We start from the raw sequence: 21071 nt of genomic DNA on the forward strand, positions 1-21071 counted from the left end.
ATTCCGCCGGAAAACTTCAGAAAACTAAAAAATCATTGATATTTCAATGAATTGCGAAGTTTTGAGGCGACGATTGATTGCGCCCCTGCGAACAACCGTCTAAAACGCCGCAGGGTTATATCGAGCGAGATGCTGATTTCGGGTTTAGGCCGGAATTTGCCCTCAAGATCAGAATCAAGGCCATTTTCCTCACGCGAAGGCCGAACGCTTCGCGCGAAGAGAACGTTCTGCCACCGCGTGGACATCAGTCCACGGGAATTGGGAAAGCAATGAGCGTGACCACCGGGACCAAATCTGAAAGCGGCTTGGGCGAGACCATCCGCGTCGTCATCCATGCTCTTCTGATCGCGCTCGTTATCCGCACCTTCCTGTTCCAGCCGTTCAACATCCCCTCCGGGTCGATGAAGGCGACGCTCCTGGTCGGCGACTATCTGTTCGTCTCGAAATATTCCTATGGCTACAGCCACTATTCGATCCCGTTCTCGCCGAACATTTTCTCGGGCCGCATCTTCGGCTCGGAGCCCAACCGCGGCGACATCGTGGTGTTTCGCCTGCCGCGGGATGACTCCACCGATTACATCAAGCGCGTCATCGGGCTGCCCGGCGACCGCATCGAGGTCAAGAGCGGGCTGCTCTACATCAACGACGAGCCGATCAAGCGGGAGCGGCTGAGCGATTTCGTCGGCGAGGATCCCTGCGGCTCGGCGGATGCGACCGCCCGCGTCAAGCGCTGGAAGGAGACGCTGCCGAACGGCGTCAGCTATGAGACGCTGGACTGCACCGACAACAGCTACATGGACAACACCATCGTCTACACCGTTCCGCCCGGGCATTTCTTCATGATGGGCGACAACCGCGACAACTCCACCGACAGCCGCTTCCTGTCGCAGGTCGGCTACGTGCCGTTCGAGAACATCATCGGGCGAGCCCAGATGATCTTCTTCTCGATCGCCGAGGGCGAGCAGGCCTGGATGATCTGGCGCTGGCCGCTTGCCGTGCGGTGGAATCGCCTATTCTCTATCGTGCGATGAACGACGATACCGCAGCCATCAACGACCAAGCGCCAACCGGCGAGCCGAGCCAGACGCCTGCCGCCGACAGCACAGCCGCGCCGAGGAAGCGGCGCAGCAAGGCGGCCAAGGCCGCTGAGGAGAAGGCCGCGATCGCGGGCACCGAGGCGCGGATCGGGTACACGTTCCAGGATCCCGCGCTGCTGACCACCGCGTTCACCCACGTCTCCGCGCTGAAGCCCGCCACCCGCAACCGCGCCGACAGCTACCAGCGGCTGGAGTTCCTCGGCGATCACGTGCTCGGGCTGATCGTATCGGACATGCTGTTCCGGTCGTTCCCAAAGGCCGACGAGGGCGAATTGTCGAAGCGGCTCGCCGACCTCGTGCGCAAGGAGAGCTGCGCCGACGTTGCCAAGGCACTCGGGCTGCTCGAGGACATCAAGCTCGGCATGGTGAAGGCGGTCGAGGGCGCCCGGCTGCGCAAGTCCGTGCTCGGCGATATCTGCGAAGCGGTGATCGGGGCGATCTTTCTCGACGGCGGCTATGAGGCCGCGCGCCAGTTCGTCGAGCGCAACTGGACCGAACGGATGCACAAGCTGCGCCGGCCGCTGCGCGATCCCAAGACCGTGTTGCAGGAATGGGCGCAGGGCAAGGGGCTGCCGACGCCGGTCTATCGCGAGGTCGAACGCACCGGCCCGCATCACGATCCACAATTCCGCGTTGCGGTTGACCTGCCGGGCCTGGCCTCCGCCGAGGGCCTCGGTGGCAACAAGCGCGCGGCCGAGAAGGCGGCAGCATCCGCGATGATCGAGCGCGAAGGCGTCGGCACCAATGATTGACGAGGCCAAAGGTCAAGGGGACGCGACGCGCTGTGGCTTCGTCGCGCTGATCGGCGCGCCCAATGTCGGCAAGTCGACGCTGGTCAACGCGCTGGTGGGCTCCAAGGTCACGATCGTTTCGCGCAAGGTGCAGACCACGCGCGCGCTGATCCGCGGCATCGTGATCGAGGGCAACGCGCAGATCATCCTGGTCGACACCCCCGGGATCTTCGCGCCGCGGCGCCGGCTTGACCGCGCCATGGTGTCGACCGCCTGGAGCGGCGCGCACGACGCCGATCTCGTCTGCGTGCTGCTCGATGCGAAGTCGGGCCTCGACGAAGAGGCCAACGCGATCCTGGCCAAGCTCGAGACCGTCGCGCATCCGAAGATCCTGGTGCTGAACAAGGTCGATCTCGTGCAGCGCGAAAAGTTGCTGGCACTGGCGCAGGCCGCCAACGAGCGGATGCGCTTCGAGCACACCTTCATGATTTCGGCGCTGTCCGGCGACGGCGTTGCCGATTTGCGCCAGACGCTGGCCAAACTGGTGCCCGCAGGGCCCTTCCTCTATCCCGAGGACCAGATGTCGGATGCGCCGATGCGGCATCTGGCGGCCGAGATCACGCGCGAGAAGATCTACAGCCATCTGCATCAGGAACTGCCGTACCAGTCGACGGTCGAGACCGACAGCTGGACCGACCGCAAGGACAAGTCGATCCGCATCGAGCAGACGATTTTTGTCGAGCGCGAGAGCCAGCGCAAGATCGTGCTCGGCAAGGGCGGCGCCACCATCAAGTCGATCGGCGCGCAGGCACGTGCCGAGATCGCCGAGATCATGGGCGTGCCCGTGCATCTGTTCCTGTTCGTCAAGGTGCGTGAGAACTGGAGTGACGATCCCGATCGCTACAAGGAAATGGGATTGGACTTCCCCAAGGAATAAGAGTCGACGTTTGCATGAACGTGCCCAGAAACGTGCTGTGGTTTGAGGTTCTGCTCTATGTGTCGCTGACGCTGGATGCGCTGTCGGTGGCGTTCCAGGACCGCACGCCGACTGTGCTGAAGACCGAGCAGATGATCATGGGCGAGACCCTGACGGCCGGCTGCATGATCCTGCTGCTGATGTATTTCGTCCGGCTTGCCGCGCAGCACCGCAAGAACTGGCCGCGCTGGGCGCTGCTCGCGGTACTTGTCCTGTCGGTGATGTCCCTGGTGCAGGTCATCGGCGCAAAGGGCGTGGAGATCGACAGCGCCATCGAGGTGGTGTCATGCATCCTGACCACGGCCGGACTTTATTATTCCTTCACCGGCGACGCGCGGGGCTGGTTCAACGCGTAGTCCCGCTGTCGTTCCGGGGCGCGTCGAAGACGCGAACCCGGAATCTCGAGATTCCGGGTTCGATGCTTCGCATCGCCCCGGAATGACGCGTCGAGATCGCTGCGTTCATCCGCGGAATCCTGCTAGACTCCGCGCATGGAATGGACCGACGAAGGCATCGTGCTGGGCGTGCGGCGGCATGGCGAATCCTCCGCCATCGTCGAGCTGTTGACGCGCGAGCACGGCCGCCATCTCGGCCTGGTGCGTGGCGGCGCCAGCTCGCGGATGCGGCCGCTGCTGCAGCCCGGCAATAGCGTCACCGCGGTGTGGCGGGCGCGGCTCGACGAGCATCTCGGCATGTATGCGCTGGAGGGCACGCGGCTGCGCGCGGCGACGCTGCTCGGCTCGTCGCACGCGGTCTACGGCGTCACGCATCTGGCAGCGCTGGCCCGGCTGCTGCCGGAGCGCGATCCGCATGAGGACATCTACTGGATGCTGCAGGTGACGCTCGACGATTTCGAGGACGCCGGCGTTGCCGCCGTGCACCTGATCCGGTTCGAGCTCGCCATGCTGACCGAGCTCGGCTTCGGGCTCGACCTGGAGAACTGCGCGGCCACCGGGGAGACGTCGGACCTGATCTACGTGTCGCCGAAATCCGGCGGCGCCGTGTCCCGCGCCGCCGGCGAGCCGTGGCGCGACCGGCTGTTGCCGCTGCCGGAGTTCCTGCGCGAAGGCGAGGGCGGCGCCAACAGCTGGTCGGACCAGGACCTGCTCGACGGCTTCCAGATCACCGGCCTGTTCCTGCTCCGCCACGTGTTGGAGCCGCGTGGCCAGGGCCATTCCGACGCCCGCGACGGATTTATCAACGCCGTAACGCGGCGGCGGGGCCGGAGCGCGGTTCCGTAAGGCCGATTCGGGCCTTAAATTCCCGCTGATTCGCGGCTTGCCCGATTCAGCGCCAAGGTTTAACGCCTCCCCATGGGAAAACGACAGATACCGCCGGAAGAGCCGGCCGAAATTCACGAGGTGCCGCTGCGTGACGCGCTCGAGGAGCGCTATCTCGCCTATGCGCTCTCGACCATCATGCATCGTGCGCTGCCGGACGCCCGCGACGGGCTGAAGCCGGTGCACCGGCGCATCCTCTACGGCATGGACCTGCTCGGGCTCGACCCGCGCGCCGCATTCAAGAAGTCGGCCAAGATCGTCGGCGACGTGATGGGCTCGTTCCATCCGCATGGCGACCAGGCGATCTACGACGCCATGGTGCGCCTGGCGCAGGATTTCTCCTCGCGCTACCCGCTGGTCGACGGCCAGGGCAATTTCGGCAATATCGACGGCGATAATCCGGCCGCCTATCGCTACACCGAAGCGCGCATGACCGAGGTCGCGCGGCTCCTGCTCGACGGCATCGATGAGGACGGCGTCGAGTTTCGCCTCAACTACGACGGCCAGTCGAAAGAGCCGGTGGTGCTGCCGGGCGGCTTTCCGAACCTGCTCGCCAACGGCGCGCAGGGCATCGCGGTCGGCATGGCGACCTCGATCCCGCCGCACAACGCCGCCGAGCTCTGCGACGCCGCGCTGCATCTGATCGAGAAGCCCGACGCCAAGTCGAAGGCGCTGCTGAAATGGGTCAAGGGTCCGGACTTCCCGACCGGCGGCATCGTGGTCGATTCCAAGGAAGCGATCGTCGAGGCCTACACCACGGGGCGCGGCTCGTTCCGCACCCGTTCGCGCTGGACCCGGGAAGAGGGCGCGCGCGGCACCTGGGTGGTCGTCGTCACCGAGATTCCCTGGCTGGTGCAGAAGTCGCGGATCGTCGAGAAGATCGCCGAGCTCATCAACGAGAAGAAGCTGCCGCTGGTTGCCGACGTCCGCGATGAGTCGGCCGAGGACGTCCGGCTCGTGATCGAGCCGAAATCGCGCACCGTCGATCCGGCGCTGATGATGGAGTCGCTGTTCCGCCTGACCGAGCTGGAAAGCAAGATCTCGCTGAACCTCAACGTGCTGATCAAGGGCCGCATCCCGAAGGTGGTCGGCCTTGCCGAGTGCTTGCGCGAATGGCTCGACCATCTGCGCGACGTGCTGGTCCGCCGGTCCAACTTCCGCAGAACCCAGATCGAGCACCGCCTGGAAGTGCTGGGCGGCCACCTCGTCGCCTATCTGAACCTCGACAAGGTGATCAAGATCATCCGCACCGAGGACGAGCCGAAGCCGGTCTTGATGAAGACCTTCAAGCTGTCAGAGATCCAGGCTGACGCCATTCTCAACATGCGCCTGCGCAATTTGCGCCGCCTGGAGGAGATGGAGATCCGCACCGAGGACAAGGATCTTCGCAAGGAGCTGAAGGGGATCGAGGGTCTGCTCGCTTCCGAGCCCGAGCAGTGGGCCAAGGTCAGCGATCAGGTGCGCAAGGTCCGCGACATCTTTGGACCCAAGACGCCGCTCGGCAAGCGCCGCACCACCTTCGCCGATGCGCCCAAGCATGACCTCGCCGCGATCGAGGAAGCGCTGGTCGAGCGCGAGCCGTGCACCGTCGTGATATCAGAGAAGGGCTGGGTGCGGACGCTGAAGGGCCATGTCGAGGATCTCTCCGGCCTTGCCTTCAAGACCGACGACAAGCTCGAGCACTCGTTCTTCGCCGAGACCACCTCGAAGCTGCTGCTGTTCGCGACCAACGGCAAGTTCTACTCGCTCGACGTGGCAAAACTGCCGGGCGGCCGCGGCCATGGCGAGCCGATCCGCATGTTCATCGACCTCGAGCAGGACGCCGCGATCATCTCGCTGTTCGTCAACAAGGGCGAGCGCAAGTTCCTGATCGCGAGCAGCGAGGGGCAGGGCTTCATCGTCAAGGAAGAGGACTGCGTCGGCAACACCCGCAAGGGCAAGCAGGTGCTCAACGTCGAAATGCCGAACGAGGCCCGCGCGATCACGACCGTGAACGGCGACACCGTCGCGGTGATCGGCACCAACCACAAGATGGTGCTGTTCGGCCTCGACCAGGTGCCGGAGATGGCGCGCGGCCGCGGCGTGCGGCTGCAGAAATACACCAGCGCGTCGCTGTCTGACGTTGCGGTGTTCGACGCCAAGGCTGGCCTGACCTGGAAGGATTCCGCCGGCCGCGAGCACAGCATGACCATGAAGGAACTGGCCGACTGGCGCGGCAACCGCGCCGATGCCGGCCGGCTCGCCCACGGCCTGCCGAAGTCGAACAAGTTCAATCGCGGCGTGGAGTAACTGTGTTGTAGCCCGGATGAAGCGAAGCGAAATCCGGGGCCGCTGTCGCATTGGGCAAAGATCCCGGATTGCGCTGCGCTCCATCCGGGCTACGCTTTCGGCGAGCGCGGTGTGATAGTATCCACATTTCACCGCGCTATAACCGTCGCCGACGACATCGGGCGACGGTTGCCATGGCGCACAATCACGACCACGACCACAACGGTCATTCTCACGGACATGCCCACGCCGGGCATTCCCATGCCGGGCACAGCCACGCGCCTGACAGTTTCGGCACGGCCTTTGCGGTCGGCGCGTCGCTGAACACTGCCTTCGTCGTCGCGGAGCTGATCTTCGGCTATTCCGCCAACTCGCTGGCGCTGGTCTCCGACGCGGTCCACAATTTCTCGGACGTCATCGCGCTGCTGCTGGCCTGGGGCGGGACATGGCTCGCCGGCAGGCGGCCGACCGATACTCACACCTATGGCTACCGTCGCGCCTCGATCCTGGCGGCGCTGTTCAATGCCGGTCTGCTGCTGATCGCGGTCGGCGGCATCGCGGTCGAGGCGATCAACCGCTTCCGCGAGCCGGCGGAGGTCGCAAGCTGGACCGTGGTCTGGGTCGCCGCGCTCGGTATCCTGATCAATGGCGGCACGGCGCTGCTGTTCATGCGCGGCCGCGACAGCGATCTCAATGTGCGCGGCGCCTATCTGCACATGGCGGCGGATGCCGGCGTCTCGCTCGGCGTCGTGATCGCCGCGCTCTTGATCATGGCGACCGGCTGGCAGTGGCTCGATCCGGCGATCAGCCTGGTCATTGCGGTGGTGGTGATGCTGAGCGGCTGGGAGCTTGCCCGCGACAGCGTCAACCTCGCGCTCGACGCGGTGCCGAAGGGGATCGATCTCAAAGAGGTGAGGGACTATCTCGCCGCGCTCGAGGGCGTCACCGAGGTGCACGATTTGCACATCTGGGCGATGAGCACCAGCGAGACCGCGCTGACCGCGCATCTGGTGCGGCCCGGCGGACACGACGATGTCTTTTTGCATCACGTCTGCGCCGAGTTGTCGGAGCGGTTCAGCATCCACCACGCGACGCTGCAGGTCGAGATCAGCAGTGAGACCTGTCGGCTGGCGCCGGCGGAAATGGTCTAGCCGACGCAGCTGCCGCGCACTCGCATTCAATTGATCACTCGACCCATGTCCAGGTCTTCCACGGGCGGCGACGACACGGCACATTGCGACCGCGCGAATGGCCGGCGTGATCAACGGAGGGCGACGTGAAAAAGGCAATCGGTCTTGCAATGTTGTTCTGGGCCATGGGCGCGCTGTCGCATGCGGACGCTGAGCCGGCGAAATCAGGCGTCGAGAAACTCTACATCCTCAACTGCGGCGAAGGCGTTGCAGGCGACATTTCGCGTTGGTCGCCCGGCGTCAACGAAGGCAAGTCGATGGACTTCGTCGACAATTGCTACCTGATCAAGCATGCCCAGGGCTGGTTCCTGTGGGATACCGGGATTCCCGACGCGGTGGCGGCGATGCCGAATGGTCTTGCGCCGGCCGATCCGAAGGCGGTCACCTGGCGGCGGCCGAAGACGCTCGCCGCGCAGCTCGACCAGCTCGGCGTCAAGCCGTCGGACATCAAGGCGATCGCCGTGTCGCACACCCATCCCGATCACATCGGCAATGTCGAGCTGTTCCCGGCCGCGATGCTGTATGTGCAGAAGGCGGAGTATGAATGGCCGGGCGCCAACAACGCGCCGCGTTTCAAGCCCGAGCATCCCGTGACGAAGCTCGAAGGCGACCGCGACGTGTTCGGCGACGGCAGCGTCGCCATCCTGTCGACGCCGGGCCATACGCCCGGCCACCAGTCGCTGCTGGTGAAACTGCCGAAGACAGGCGCGGTCGTGCTGACCGGCGATGCCGTTCACTTCAGCGACAATTGGGACAATCGCCGCGCGCCGAGCATGAACGCGAACAAGGAGCAGACGCTGGCCTCGATGCAGAAGATCGCCGACACGCTGACGAAAGAGAAGGCGCAGCTCTGGACCAACCACGACAAGGCGCAGCGCGACGGGCTGAAGCTGTCGCCTGAGTTCTACGACTGAGCCGCCTTGGCGGCGTTCGCTTTCGACCAGGCTCGAAAAATCCGGAAAGAAGCTTTCGATGCGCAACTCCTGCAGCGTGACGTCCTGCGGTGTCCCCAGCGTCGCGATCGTCGTGAACAACTGCAGGCGGACGTCGCCCTTGCAGAATAGCATCGGCAGCACCGGCCCGGATGTGGGTCCCGCCGGCGCGGCCAACGCGGCCTCGACACCGTCATAGGCCAGCAGGCGCTTGAGCAATTCCGCCGTCGCAGTGGTGCCGTCGGCGGCGGCATCGGCCTCGACGGTGCGGACAAAGTAGCCGGCCACCTCGGTCCAGTTGGTGAGATAAGGGCGCAACACACGGGGCGCGACCAGCGCATCGGCAAGGTTGACCGCCGCGCCTGATACCAGCGGCCCGACCAGGAATTCGACCAGCTGCCCCGCGCCTGCATTGGCGAGCAGCAGATTCCAGTGCCGGTCGACCACGACCGCCGGGAAGGGCTCCTGCTGCGCCAGGATGAAATCCAGCGCGTAACGGATCTGGGCGAGCTCCGGTGCGGCAAGGTCGGTTTGCCGCCATACCGGTGCGAAGCCGGCCGCGACCAAGAGCGCGTTCTGCTGGCGCAACGGCACGTCGAGCGCCGCGGCAAGCCGGATCACCATGTCGCGGCTCGGTGCGGCGCGCCCGAGCTCGAGGAAGCTGAGATGGCGCTGGGAAATATCCGCGCGCCCGGCGAGCTCGAGTTGCGAGTGCCCCTTGCGCTGCCGCCACCAGCGCAGGCTGGCTGCAAAATCGCGCTGCTGCGACATGGGTACCTGCCAAATACCTGCCAAGTAGTTGCCGGAATGATCTCGCCGGGCAAGATGCCACAAGCGAATGCGAAACGCATGGGGATCGGGATGGGCGAGTGGATCGGCGTTGCGATTGCCTTGGTCTCGAGCTGCCTCGGCGGCACGGCGGCGGCGATCACGCGTTATCTGGCTGGCAACGCCGACCCGATCACATTGGCGATCCTGCGCTGGGCGATCGGCTTTCTCTGCGTACTTCCCGCCGCGGTCCTGCTCGGCGCGAAGTGGCCGCGGCGCGAGGACTTGCCGGCGGTCGTGGCGCTGGGCGTCGCCTTCTTCGGCGTGTTCTTCGTGCTCTATAATCTCGCGATGTCCTACACGACGGCAGCGCGCGCCAGCCTGGCGCTGGCGACCTTGCCGCTCTCCACCATGGTCGTCGGCGCCTTGCTCGGCATCGAGCCGCTGACGATGCGCAAATCGATCGGGGTCTCGATCGCGGTGCTCGGCGTGGCGGCGGCGCTGGCATCCGGGCTGACGGCAGCGCCAGCGGGGGCATGGCGCGGCGAACTGATCATGGCCGTCGCGGTGCTCTGCATGGCCTTCTACAACGTGCTGTCGCGGCCGTTCATCCGCCGCTCCAGCGCGCTCGGTTTCCTTGCTGTCGGCATGGGCGCCGGCGCGGCGGCGCTGGTGGCGGTGGGGTCGTTCACCGGCAGCCTGGCGACGCTGCGCGAGTTCGGCATGTCGCAATGGATCGCGGGGCTCTATCTCGGCATGGCCGGGGGTGCGCTGGCCTTCATCCTGTGGGTGCTGGCGCTGGAGCGGGCCTCGCCGACCCGCGTCGCCAACACCATGACGGTCAATCCGATCGCTGCCGGGCTGCTTGCGAAGCAATTGGTCGGCGAGCCGATCACGGCCAATCTGGTCGTCGGTCTGATCGCGGTCTTCGCCGGGATCTGGATCGCGACGTCGGAAACCAAATCGGTCTGATCAGCCGCGCGGGGCGGCCGGCGCGGTCGCCGGCGGGGCAGGCGGGTGCTTCGGCTTCAGCGTGCCGGCGTAGAACGACAGCACGAACACCAGGATAAGACCGACAAGATAGACCCCATAGGATTGCGGCGGGGTGATCGCCCATTGCATGAGGCGACGGATCGGGTTTTGCGGGTCAGTGTCGTTGTGCATGCGCTGTTGTGCGCGAGCGGCCGAACAAAAGGAAGCGGAATCGGCGCCATTCGGCGGCCGTGTTCCGCGGGAAACGGTGAGGCGGGCGGCCTTGCAATGCCGCATTGACGTTCGCATCTGTCACGCGACGACCAGGCCTTCCTCCCGCACCAATTGCCCGGCATAATCCAATCTATGGAACTGACGCCCCGTTTGCGCCTGATGAATTGGCTGGTCCGCCAGGGTCTGACGGGCCTGCCCGAAAACGACCTGCTGCGCGGTTTCTGCGAGCGCTGCCGGGCCGCGGGCATGCCGCTGTCGCGGGCGATCGTCTTCATCGACACCCTGCATCCGATCTTCGAGGGACGCGGTTTCCGCTGGAACGACGGCGAGAGCAACGAGGCCGACATCTTCGAATACGGCTCGACCAGCACCGGCGAGGCCAGTCAGACCTGGCGGCGGTCGGCCTTCTATCACATGCTCGAAAACGGCCATGACGAGATCGTGATCGATCTTGCCGACACCTCGCACGATTTCTCGATGATCGGCGAACTGGCCGAGAAGGGCCACAAGCATTTCGCCGCCTTCGTGCATCGCTTCGGCGAGGCCGGCACGATCGGCGAGATGGACTGCTTCTATTCCTACTACACCACCCGCCATTCGGACGGGTTCGACGAGAACCATCTGGCGGCGCTGCGCGACCTGGTGCCGGTGCTCGGGCTCGCGATCAAGTCCGCCGCCCAGGTCGAGATCGCCCGCACGCTGGGGCGGGTCTATCTCGGACGCGACACCGCGGAGCAGGTGCTGCGCGGACGCATGCAGCGCGGCATCACCGAGAAGATCAAGGCCGTGCTGTGGTACTCCGACGTGCGCGGCTCCACTGCGATCAGCGAGCGGATCGGCCCGGACGAGATCATTCCGTTTCTCAATGACTACGCCCAGGCCTCGATCGACGCGATCCATGACGCCGGCGGCGAGGTGCTGAAGCTGATAGGGGACGGCGTGCTGGCGATGTTCACCGGCGAGAACGTGGCAGGCGCCAAGCGAGCGGCGCTGCGGGCCGAGCACAGATTCCGGCATAACATCCGCGTGCTGAACGATCGCCGCGAGAACGAGGGCCGGCCGACCACCAGGGCCTATGTCGGGCTCCATGTCGGCCAGGTATTCTACGGCAATATCGGCAGCGAGGACCGGCTGGATTTCACGGTGGTCGGGCCCGCCGTCAACGAGGTCAGCCGGATCGCCTCGATGTGCGCCTCGGTCGACCGCGAGTTACTGACTTCGACGGACTTTCGCACCGGGCTCGACGCCGCCGGCCGCAACTATCTGGTCTCCACCGGCCGCTTCGTGCTGCGCGGCATCGGCCATGCGCAGGATCTCTACACGTTGGATCCGGCTGTCGCCGCCGACGAGGTCGTCGGCGGCAAATACGAGCGGTACCTGGCGAGCTGATCAGCAACGCGCGGGTTCGCCGACCATGTCGGGCTGCCGCGTCAGCGACACCGCGGGCGACATCAGAATCACCAGCGCCTGGGCGGCGAAGATTGCGGCCGCGAGATAGAGGCAGGCTTCGGCACCGTAGAGGCCGCCGACGATGGCGCCGAGCGCGGAGCCGAGCGGGCGCGCGCCGTAGCTCATGATGTTGATCGCCGAGACGCGGCCGAGCAGCGAGGGCGGCGTCACCGACTGCCGCAGCGTGGTGGTCGAGATCACCCACAGGATCGGGCCGACGCCGAGCAGGAAGAAGCTGAGGCCCGCGAGCAGCGGCGTCGCAATCCAGGTCGTCAGCGCCATCACGGCCGCGGCGACGAAGCCGGTGACCGGGCCGAGCCCGATCACGGTGCCGAACGCCAGCCGCTTCATCACGCGGGTGGCGAACAGCGCGCCGACCACCATGCCGACGCCGTACATCGCAAGCGTGGTGCCGACACCGGTGGCGCTGAGCCCGAGATGACGCACCGCATAGGGCACGAAGACGGCGAGCAGCAGGAACGACGCCGTGTTGAAGATGAACTGGGTGATGAACACCGGCCGCAGCAAGGCGTGGTGCATCACGAAGGCTGCGCCTTCCTTGATGTCCTGCAACGGATGGCGCCGCGGGGCAGGCTGGCGCGCCGGCTCGTAGATGCCGGCGAGCAGCACGACCGCGATCGCCGACAGCGCTGCGGCGAAGCCGAACGCCGGCGCGGCACCGACCCAGCCGACCAGCACGCCGCCGAGCGCGGGGCCGCTGGCGAACGCGACGGTGCGCGCGAGCTCGATGCGGGCGTTCGCCGCCGGCAATTGCTGTGGTGTCACCAGCGAGGGGACCAGCGCCGGCGCGGCGACGCTATAGGCGACCGTGCCGCAGACCGCGATGAAGCCGAGCAGGGCGAGCAGCGGCAGCGTCATCAGGCCGAGCCACAAGAGCAGCAGGATCGCGGCGAGCGCGGCCGCGCGCAGCGCTTCGGAGCCCGCCATCACCCAGCGCCGCGACACGCGGTCGGCGAGCAGGCCGGCGGGGATCGCAAACAGGATGAAGGGCAGCGTCAGCGCGGTCTGCAACAGGCCGGTCTGGCCTTCGCCGACGCCGAGCAGCAGCACGGCGACGATCGGCGCAGCCGCGAGCGCAATCTGTTCGGCCGATTGCGCGGCAAGGTTGGACCAGGCCAGGCGGTTGAAGGTGGCCGGCAGGCGAGGCGTATCGGCGGACATGGCAGAATCCCTTGGGACATTCGATATGGCCATAGTGTGTGGTTGGAAGAGGCCCGATCCCACCCGTTTCCCGATAACGCCAAAAGAAAAAGCCCGCCGAAGGGGATCGGCGGGCTTTTCCGGAGTCAGACTTGGTTGAAAGCCGTCACTGCGGTTTGGGAGCAGGCGCCAGTTGGCCCGTAATGGTGCCGACCAGTGCGGTTGGCGCGCTTTCGATGCCAACCGTCGGTGTTTCGGCGACCTCGGACTTGCGCTGCGCCAGCGCGCTGGTCAGGCTGGTGAGCGCGTCGGCTCCGGCCGGGAAGCCTGCCTCCGATAGGATCTTGTCGATCATCGGCTTGAACGCCGAGACCGACAGCAGCTGCGCGGCGAGGCCGTCGCCGAGCCCGAGGCCGCCATTGCCGTTGGCGTGGCCATTGGCGCCGCCGCGGCCGAGCATGCTGCCGGTGTCGAAGATCCGGATGTCGGAGATCTTCTCGATCGGCTTCACCGCCTCGGCGAGCGCGCTCGGGATCACGTTGATCCGCGCGAGGTTGAGATCGTAGGCGATCATGTCGGCGCTCAGTTTGTTGCGCGCCTCCGCCTTCATCGTCGCGACCTCGGCTTCGGCCTGGCCGAGCGCCTTGACGCCGGCAGCGCGGGTGGTGGCGGCAGCCGCATCGGCCTTGGCGAGCACGTTGGTGGCTTCCGCCTTGTTGGCGGCGGCCTGGCGTTCGGCCTCGGCCATGACCGTGATCGGCATCGCGTCGGTCTCGGCCGCCTTGCGCGCCGCGATCACGTTGATGATCTTGTCGCGCTCGGCGATTTCGGTGGCGCGGGCGGTGGTGACCTTTTCCTCGGCGGCGATCGCGACCGCACGCGCGGTCTCGGCGATGGTCTGGGCCTCCGACTGCTCCTTGCTCTTGGCCGCGACCGCGATCGCGCTTTCCTGCGCCACGATCTGAAGGTCGCGCTCCATCTCGGTGTTGCGGCGCTTGACCGCAAGATCGGCCTCGATCTTGCGGGTGTCGCGGGCCTGGTTGGCCTCGGTCTGCTTGTTGGCGACCGCGAGCTCCTGCTGGATGCGGTATTCGGCCTCGTTCTGCAGCGCTGTCTGTTCGACCTGCGCCGTCTGCGCGCGCATCGCGGCGGTCTTGTTGGCGATGTCGCGCTGCTGGGCGAGCTCGGCCTCGCGCTTGGTGCTTTCGATCGTCAGCGTGGTCTGCCGCGCCACCAGGTCCTGCTGGGCGATGTTGACCTCGGTGGTGCGGACGATCTGGTTGCGCTCCTGCTCACGCTCCTTGGTGATCTTGGTCAGCGTGGTCAGGCCGTGCGCGTCGAAGAAATTGCTCGGGTTGAAGTGCTTGATGTCGCTCTGGTCGAGCTTCGTCAGCGACACCGATTCAAGCTCGAGACCGTTGTTCTGGATGTCGGCGCCGACCGCGTCCTGCACCGCCTTGACGAAGGTGGCGCGCTGCTCCTGCAATTCCTCGAGGTTCATGGTCGCGGCGACCGAGCGCAGGCCGTCGACGAACTTAGCCTCGACCAACTCGCGCAGCTCGGCCGCGTCGTTGGTGCGGTTGCCGAGCGTCTGCGCGGCGAGCGCGATCGACGACGAGTCGGGTTTGACGCGCAGATAGAACTCGGCGCCGATATCGACGCGCATGCGGTCCTTGGTGATCAGCGAGTCCGGGCCGCCGCGCGCGACCTCGAGCCGCAGCGTCTTCAGGTTCACCGCCGCGGTGGAGTGGAAGATCGGCAGCACGAGCGAGCCGCCGTCAAGCACCACCTTCTGGCCGCCGAGGCCGGTGCGGACATAGGCCTCGTCGCGCGTCGAGCGCTTGTAGAGTTTTGCGAACAAGAGACCGATAACGAGGATGACGATGACGCCAATAACGACGGGTACAGCAAGTTCCCACATGTGTTATGCCCTGTTGGAAGACCGTTGTTGTTCGACGAGGTCGGCCGGTGCGGCAATCGCGATGAAGCCCCTAGCGTCGCGATCGACCAGCAGCACGCTGGCGCCGACCGGCAATGCCCCGGACTCCGCGCTGGCACGCGCCGACACGGTGTGCCAGTTGCCGAAGACATCCTTGAGACGGACCCTGCCGGGCAGGCCCTGATCGAGCGGGCCGACCGACACGGTTGCGACCTTGCCGACAAAGTCGCTGTCGTTGACCGCATAGCTCTCGTCGCGCGGAATGATGCGGGCGAGGCCGCGGCTGGTATTTCTGATCACGGGGATGCTGCCTGCGGCAGCAACCACCGCGACAAGCGAGACTGGGATGGCGGTGCCTGCGGCATGCGCCAGTCCCTGAAGCAGGAAGCCTCCGATCGAGAAGATGCCGAGGATCAGGATGATCAGGATCAGGAGGGGAAGCCGCCCGGCGTTGATCCAGAGAAACAGGCCACTGAGAGCGTTGTGGCTCTCGGCCTCGACCGCGAAATCCTTGCCGATCAATTCGCTGATCGAAAGTCCGATCATGGTGCTCAGCAATTCGATACCGCCAAGTGCCACCATGATCGCAGCCGCGACCGCGAAGGGCCGCACGTCGGGGGCGAGCAGAATGTCGCCAACTGCACTCATTTTTCTGACTTGATCCTTTCAAGCCGCGCCGCGATTTCCTTTTCGCGATGCAGGCGATCGAGTTCGTCAAGCTCCTTGTCGCCGAGCACGCTGGAGGCGGGAACGCCGGTGACCCGGGCGATCGCCGCCATGGCGCGCTCAGCACTCAATGTATTGGTCGCGGATGGGCCCCGGCTGGTTTCGTCCTGAGCCTCGCGGATCAGGCTTTGTTCGAGATCGGCCAAGCGCGTTTCTGCCTCGCGGCGCGCGCCGAGCATGGCCTGTAGCGCCTTGGTCTGCTCATCGATTTCGAGCTCGATGAAATCCATCGCGCGTTCCAGCGCGATCACCTGCGACTCCAGATCAATTTGCCGTGCGACGCCGGCGCGCGCGAGATCCTCGCGATTTTCCGCAAGTGCGAGACGAATCTTTTCGTTCAGAGCAGCCGTTTCGGTATCCAGTTCCTCGCGCCGTTTCCTCAAGCGGAATTCTTCGGCGCGCGACTTGCCGAGCGCATAGCGCGCCTCGTCGGCGCCGGCGTCGATCTCGCGGATCGCCTGTCTGACCAGCGCGACCTTGTTGTTGCTCTCGACATTGTCGATGGTCTGGCTCGCGATGGCGGCAAGAAGCCGGCCCATGCGCGCAAGGATGCCTTCGTGAAGCATGGTCTTCTCCTCCGGTTGTGCTGATTTCGATTTGACGGCGATGTGGATTTCATAGCCGCGTCCATCCGAGATCAAATGCGCCGGGAAGGGGCTTTCCCAGCCCGAGACATATCCCGGCACGTCGAACGGCACCAAGACGCGTCCGCTGACAGTGCTAATGGTCAGTGAAGTTGGACCCTTGATCGCGAACAACTTGTCGTCGAGCGGTATCCGGCGGACGGCGGCGCCTGCGATGTAATTGGCGCGGTCGCGCAGGCCGAGCGTCACCAGCCGTGCGGGCAGGCCGGTCTCCTTGCGGATCTTCTCGTAGGCCTGGGCGTGCAGCGAGACGAGATTGGCGCCGACGGGGGCGACCTCGGCAAGGATCGCCATCATCCGGTCGTAGGCCGCAAAGGTCGCCTCGATCGCCTCGATGCCTGAAGGGTCGGGGGCGAGGGCGTAGCGCAGCGTCGCGGTGGGCGTCTCGACGGGCAGCTTGATCATGCATCGAACGTAAAGCACTTCCTCAGTGCTTTACAAGAAGGTCGGCTGATATCATTTTCGTGAGCCTAGATGCAGTTGCAAATGAGTTGCAATAACGGGAGAGATCGGCCATCTTTGTGGGATGGATGCTCGGACCCCTGAACTATCTTCCGTTTCCGTTCCCAATGCCGTGCCAGGCGGCTGGCGGGGCGATGCCGGACATGTGCGCAGCCTGCCGGAGGTGAACGCGACCGTCGCGGTGCCGTCGGGCGGCCTGTGGTGGCGGCGGCTGCTGGCCTTCGCCGGGCCGGGCTATCTGGTTTCGGTCGGCTACATGGACCCCGGCAACTGGGCCACCGACCTCGCGGGCGGATCGAAGTTTGGCTACACGCTGCTGTCGGTCATCCTGCTCTCCAATCTGATGGCGATCTTGCTGCAGGCACTCGCCGCGCGGCTTGGCATCGCCACCGACCGCGATCTCGCCCAGGCCTGCCGCGCGACCTATTCGCGCCCGGTGAATTTGCTGCTGTGGCTCGCCTGCGAGGCCGCGATCATCGCCTGCGACCTCGCCGAGGTGATCGGTACCGCGATCGCGCTCAAGCTGCTGTTCGGCATTCCCCTGATCGGCGGCGCGCTGCTGGCGGCGCTCGATGCGTTCCTGCTGCTGCTGCTGATGAACCGCGGCTTCCGCTTCCTCGAGGCCTTCGTGATCGCTCTGCTCATCGTCATCGCGGTCTGCTTCGTCATCCAGATCGCGGCCGCCGCGCCGCCGATTGCCGCCGTGATCGGCGGCTTCATGCCCTCGCGCGAGATCGTCACCAATCCGGAGATGCTGTACATCGCGATCGGAATCATCGGCGCCACCGTGATGCCGCATAATCTCTATCTGCATTCCTCGATCGTGCAGACCCGCGCCTATCCGCGCACCGAGGAGGGACGGCGCGATGCGATCAAATGGGCGACCACCGATTCCACCATCGCGCTGATGTTGGCGCTGTTCGTCAATGCCGCGATCCTGGTGCTGGCGGCCGCGACCTTCCACAAGAGCGGCCATTCCGACGTCGCCGAGATCGACCAGGCGTTCGAGCTGCTGTCGCCGCTGCTCGGGCTGGGCATCGCCTCGACGCTGTTTGCCGTGGCGCTGCTCGCCTCCGGCCTCAACTCGACGGTGACGGCGACGCTGGCCGGCCAGATCGTGATGCAGGGCTTTCTCGATCTCAAGCTGCCCGACTGGCTGCAGCGGCTGGTGACCCGCGGCATCGCGATCGTCCCTGTCATTGTGGTCGCTGCGCTCTATGGCGAGAGCGGCACGGCGCAGCTGCTGGTGTTCAGCCAGGTCGTGCTGTCGATGCAGCTGCCGTTCGCGGTGATCCCGCTGGTGCGCTTCGTGTCCGACAAGCGCAAGATGGGCGCATTTGCGATTTCGCGCCCCGTCGCGGTGGCGGCGTGGGCCGTCGCCGGGCTGATCGTGATCCTGAACGTGAAGCTGCTCATCGATACGTTCTTCGGCAGCTAGTCCTCGGCAGCTAGTCCTGCGGCTCGGCGAGCACCTCGCCTGACGCATCGACGCGCAGCCATCCCGACGGCGCGAGCCGCTGCTGCGGCAGGAAGCGGCCCTTGTAGTCCATCTTCTTGGAGCCCTCGATCCAGTAGCCGAGATAGACGTAGGGCAGGCCCTGCCGGCGGGCGCGGGCGATGTGGTCGAGGATCATGAAGGTGCCGAGCGAGCGGCTCTCCAGCCCCGGCTCGAAGAACGAATAGACCATCGACAGCCCGTCGCTGAGCACGTCGGTCAGCGCCACCGCCATCAGCTCGTCGCCGCGGCCGGTGATGGCGCTGTCGGCATTGCGCTTGCGGTACTCGATGATCCGGGTCTCGACATGGCTGTCCTCGACCATCATGGCGTAGTCCAGCACGGTCATGTCGGCCATCCCGCCGTTGCGGTGGCGGCGGTCGAGATAGGCGCGGAAGACCGAATATTGCTCCGAGGTCGGCACCGCGGTGCGCTGCTCGCCGATGATGTCGGCGTTGCGGGCCAGCACCTTGCGGAAGTTGCGGGAGGGGCGGAATTCGTTGGCGATCACCCGGACCGAGACGCAGGCCCGGCACTGATCGCAGGCCGGACGGTAGGCGATCGACTGGCTGCGGCGGAAGCCGCCGTGGGTCAGCAAGTCGTTGAGATCGCCCGCTTTGTCGCCGACCAGGTGCGTGAAAACCTTCCGCTCATGTCGGCCCGGCAAATACGGGCAGGGCGAGGGCGCCGTCAAATAGAACTGGGGAGTATCACGCGAATGCTGGGTCACGTCAGATCGTCGGGCTCCACAAACAATACAGGCAGCCGAGTGAGCATCGCCCCCCTGAGGCTAACGGTCAATTGGTTTAGGCGGGCCTAATAGGAGGTCCGCGCGGCCGGGGCGACCGGGGTCCGGACCGAGCTGTTGATAATGACGGTTCCGAGGATGATGTCGTGCAGCAGCCGGCGGCGGCCGTTGAGCAACCCGATCAGGAGCACCAGCGGCGACAGGAACGAGATCGTCACCCAGAACAGCACCGCGTGGGTGGCGCCGAGTACGAAATAGCCGCGCGCGCCGTACCAGGTCCGCAGTTCCAGGTCCATCATGCGCATGCCAACGGTGGCCGAGTGCTGCCCGCCGATCGAGGCGCCGTAATAGACGATCGCCCAGACGATCGAGGCCGGCGAGACCAGCCAGAACAGCGCCCAGCCGAGACCGAGCGTGACGAGGCCGAACACCGCGATGAAAATCACCGCGAGGATCACCGGCACCGACAGCACGAACAGGTCGATCAGGAATGCAAACGCGCGACGCGTCAGCACGCCACGGAACAAATCCGGCTGCATCAATGGATCGAACGCATGCGGAGGAACGCCGCCGTCGTTGCGCCAGGCCTCGTTGCGCCAGGTGCCGCCGTCATTGCCGTAGGACATGACCAACCTCCGATGAAACTCCCGCGCAGGACATGGGAACAGCAGGCGCGTTCGCCAAGCCTGCGCGAACATTAACTAGCCGAAATATTCCGGCGATTCGGGGGCTGGATTGAGCGGTTCTACCTCCACGCCGTCATTGCGAGCGGCGCGACGGGGTCCACTTGTCGCAATAACCGGCGGCGGCCGTCAGCTCTCCGCCTTGATCTTTTCGGCGGCCTTCGGCGCGAAATAGGTGAGGATGCCGTCGGCGCCGGCGCGCTTGAAGCCGACCAGGCTCTCCATCATCGCGCGCTCGCCGTCGATCCAGCCGTTGGCGGCGGCGCCCGCGATCATCGCGTACTCGCCGGACACCTGGTACACGAAGGTCGGCATCGCGAAATGGTCCTTCACGCGGCGGACGATGTCGAGATAGGGCATGCCCGGCTTCACCATCACCATGTCGGCGCCCTCGGCGATGTCGAGCTCGACCTCGCGCAGCGCCTCGTCGGAATTGGCGCTGTCCATCTGGTAGGTACGCTTGTCGCCGGTCAGCGTCTTGGCCGAGCCGATCGCGTCGCGGAACGGTCCGTAGAAGGCGGAGGCGTATTTCGCCGCATAGGACATGATCTGCACGTCGACGAAACCATTGTCGTCGAGCGCCTCGCGGATCGCCCCGATCCGGCCGTCCATCATGTCCGACGGCGCGATCACGTCGCAGCCGGCCTCGGCCTGGGTCAGCGCCTGCTTCACCAGCACCGCAACGGTCTCGTCGTTGAGGATCTTGCCGTCCTCGATCAGCCCGTCATGGCCGTGGCTGGTGAAGGGATCGAGCGCGACGTCGCACAGCACGCCGATGTCGGGAAACTCCTTCTTGATCGCGCGCACCGCCTGGCAGACCAGATTGTCGGGATTGAGCGCTTCCGAGCCCTGCTCGTCGCGCAGCGACGGCTCGGTGAACGGGAACAGCGCGATGCAGGGAATCTTGAGCTTTGCCGCGCGCTCGGCGTCGCGGACGATCTGGTCGACGGTGAGCCGGTCGACGCCGGGCATCGAGGCCACCGGCGTGCGGGTGTTGTGGCCATCGACCACGAACATCGGCCAGATCAGATCGTCAGTGGTCAGCACGTTTTCGCGCACCAGGCGGCGGGCCCATTCCGACTTGCGATTGCGCCGCATCCGGATCGTGAGGTCGAGCGAGGGGGAGGCGAGGGTGTCAGTCTGGCGCCGCGGCGCATCGCGCAGTTCGATCGGGCGCCCGAATTTGATCGCCATGTCTTCTTCTCCTCGAGGGACGGCAGTTTTAGACCTGATATAAGTTCGCTTCTAGCACCTGTCAGGGGCGCCGTCATTGCGCCGCTGTTGCATCCGTGGCGCCCTCGATTTGCCGCAACGGC

19 protein-coding genes and 1 pseudogene are annotated in these 21071 nt (G+C 65.5%); 11 read left to right on the forward strand and 9 right to left on the reverse strand.

Annotation, left to right across the window (positions count from 1 at the left end; translation table 11 throughout):
• The first annotated feature begins 269 nt into the window (after positions 1–269).
• From lepB to E2I15_RS39135, 8 genes are all read left to right on the forward strand, one after another.
• Positions 270–1031: a signal peptidase I gene (gene lepB / locus E2I15_RS04975; RefSeq protein ID WP_028333840.1), complete on the forward strand. Its 762-nt coding sequence runs from the start codon at positions 270–272 to the stop codon at positions 1029–1031.
• Positions 1028–1849, forward strand: a complete 822-nt coding sequence (rnc, locus tag E2I15_RS04980) for a ribonuclease III (RefSeq protein WP_137477718.1) — start codon at positions 1028–1030, stop codon at positions 1847–1849. The genes lepB and rnc overlap by 4 nt, the downstream gene beginning before the upstream one ends.
• Positions 1842–2765, forward strand: a complete 924-nt coding sequence (gene era, locus E2I15_RS04985) for a GTPase Era (protein ID WP_137477720.1) — start codon at positions 1842–1844, stop codon at positions 2763–2765. Before rnc ends, era begins: the two co-directional genes overlap by 8 nt.
• 14 nt (positions 2766–2779) lie before the next feature.
• A complete protein-coding gene (locus tag E2I15_RS04990; RefSeq protein WP_137477722.1) occupies positions 2780–3160 on the forward strand; it encodes a hypothetical protein in 381 nt (126 codons plus the stop codon).
• Positions 3161–3295: 135 nt separating this feature from the next.
• Positions 3296–4045 carry a DNA repair protein RecO gene (recO, locus tag E2I15_RS04995; protein WP_137477724.1) on the forward strand — a complete coding sequence of 250 codons (750 nt, stop codon included), beginning with the start codon at positions 3296–3298 and terminating at the stop codon, positions 4043–4045.
• Positions 4046–4117: 72 nt separating this feature from the next.
• Positions 4118–6373, forward strand: coding sequence for a DNA topoisomerase IV subunit A (parC, locus tag E2I15_RS05000; protein WP_137477725.1), 2256 nt, complete (start codon positions 4118–4120; stop codon positions 6371–6373).
• A gap of 173 nt (positions 6374–6546) precedes the next feature.
• Positions 6547–7503: a cation diffusion facilitator family transporter gene (locus tag E2I15_RS05005; protein WP_137477728.1), complete on the forward strand. Its 957-nt coding sequence runs from the start codon at positions 6547–6549 to the stop codon at positions 7501–7503.
• A gap of 149 nt (positions 7504–7652) precedes the next feature.
• Positions 7653–8456 (forward strand): N-acyl homoserine lactonase family protein, encoded by an 804-nt coding sequence (locus tag E2I15_RS39135; protein ID WP_137477906.1) that lies wholly within the window; start codon positions 7653–7655, stop codon positions 8454–8456.
• Positions 8457–8507: 51 nt separating this feature from the next.
• Here the strand turns inward: E2I15_RS39135 and E2I15_RS39140 are convergent.
• Positions 8508–9245 (reverse strand): annotated as a pseudogene (locus tag E2I15_RS39140) (helix-turn-helix domain-containing protein); the annotation flags it as partial.
• 90 nt (positions 9246–9335) lie between these two features.
• On the opposite strand from E2I15_RS39140, the gene E2I15_RS05020 reads away from it, so the two are divergent.
• Positions 9336–10214, forward strand: a complete 879-nt coding sequence (locus E2I15_RS05020) for a DMT family transporter (RefSeq protein ID WP_137477730.1) — start codon at positions 9336–9338, stop codon at positions 10212–10214.
• Here E2I15_RS05020 and E2I15_RS05025 read toward each other — a convergent pair whose 3' ends face one another.
• Positions 10215–10406, reverse strand: a complete 192-nt coding sequence (locus E2I15_RS05025) for a hypothetical protein (RefSeq protein WP_137477732.1) — start codon at positions 10404–10406, stop codon at positions 10215–10217.
• A gap of 174 nt (positions 10407–10580) precedes the next feature.
• Here E2I15_RS05025 and E2I15_RS05030 point away from each other — a divergent pair, with 174 nt between their 5' ends.
• Positions 10581–11837: an adenylate/guanylate cyclase domain-containing protein gene (locus E2I15_RS05030; RefSeq protein ID WP_137477733.1), complete on the forward strand. Its 1257-nt coding sequence runs from the start codon at positions 10581–10583 to the stop codon at positions 11835–11837.
• On the opposite strand, the gene E2I15_RS05035 is transcribed toward E2I15_RS05030, so the two are convergent.
• The 4 genes from E2I15_RS05035 to E2I15_RS05050 all read right to left on the reverse strand — a co-directional run bounded on the left by E2I15_RS05035 (position 11838) and on the right by E2I15_RS05050 (position 16772).
• Positions 11838–13079: an MFS transporter gene (locus E2I15_RS05035; protein ID WP_137477735.1), complete on the reverse strand. Its 1242-nt coding sequence runs from the start codon at positions 13077–13079 to the stop codon at positions 11838–11840.
• Positions 13080–13224: 145 nt separating this feature from the next.
• The gene (locus tag E2I15_RS05040; RefSeq protein ID WP_137477737.1) at positions 13225–14979 is read right to left on the reverse strand and encodes a flotillin family protein; all 1755 of its coding nucleotides are present in this window, start codon (positions 14977–14979) and stop codon (positions 13225–13227) included.
• Positions 14980–14982: 3 nt separating this feature from the next.
• Positions 14983–15645 (reverse strand): OB-fold-containig protein, encoded by a 663-nt coding sequence (locus E2I15_RS05045; RefSeq protein ID WP_137477739.1) that lies wholly within the window; start codon positions 15643–15645, stop codon positions 14983–14985.
• Positions 15642–16772, reverse strand: coding sequence for a PspA/IM30 family protein (locus E2I15_RS05050; protein WP_137477741.1), 1131 nt, complete (start codon positions 16770–16772; stop codon positions 15642–15644). Before E2I15_RS05050 ends, E2I15_RS05045 begins: the two co-directional genes overlap by 4 nt.
• A gap of 121 nt (positions 16773–16893) precedes the next feature.
• Here E2I15_RS05050 and E2I15_RS05055 point away from each other — a divergent pair, with 121 nt between their 5' ends.
• Positions 16894–18267 (forward strand): Nramp family divalent metal transporter, encoded by a 1374-nt coding sequence (locus E2I15_RS05055; protein ID WP_137477743.1) that lies wholly within the window; start codon positions 16894–16896, stop codon positions 18265–18267.
• 10 nt (positions 18268–18277) lie between these two features.
• On the opposite strand, the gene E2I15_RS05060 is transcribed toward E2I15_RS05055, so the two are convergent.
• The 3 genes from E2I15_RS05060 to hemB form a co-directional block, all read right to left on the reverse strand.
• Positions 18278–19054: an arginyltransferase gene (locus tag E2I15_RS05060; protein ID WP_137477745.1), complete on the reverse strand. Its 777-nt coding sequence runs from the start codon at positions 19052–19054 to the stop codon at positions 18278–18280.
• An 86-nt stretch (positions 19055–19140) separates the two neighbouring features.
• Positions 19141–19698, reverse strand: a complete 558-nt coding sequence (locus E2I15_RS05065) for an RDD family protein (RefSeq protein WP_137477746.1) — start codon at positions 19696–19698, stop codon at positions 19141–19143.
• Between the two features lie 186 nt (positions 19699–19884).
• Positions 19885–20949, reverse strand: a complete 1065-nt coding sequence (hemB, locus tag E2I15_RS05070) for a porphobilinogen synthase (protein WP_137477747.1) — start codon at positions 20947–20949, stop codon at positions 19885–19887.
• Positions 20950–21071: the final 122 nt, after the last annotated feature.

This window comes from Bradyrhizobium sp. BR2003 (assembly GCF_009720285.1).
In the GTDB taxonomy this organism is placed as follows: Bacteria; Pseudomonadota; Alphaproteobacteria; order Rhizobiales; family Xanthobacteraceae; genus Bradyrhizobium; species Bradyrhizobium elkanii.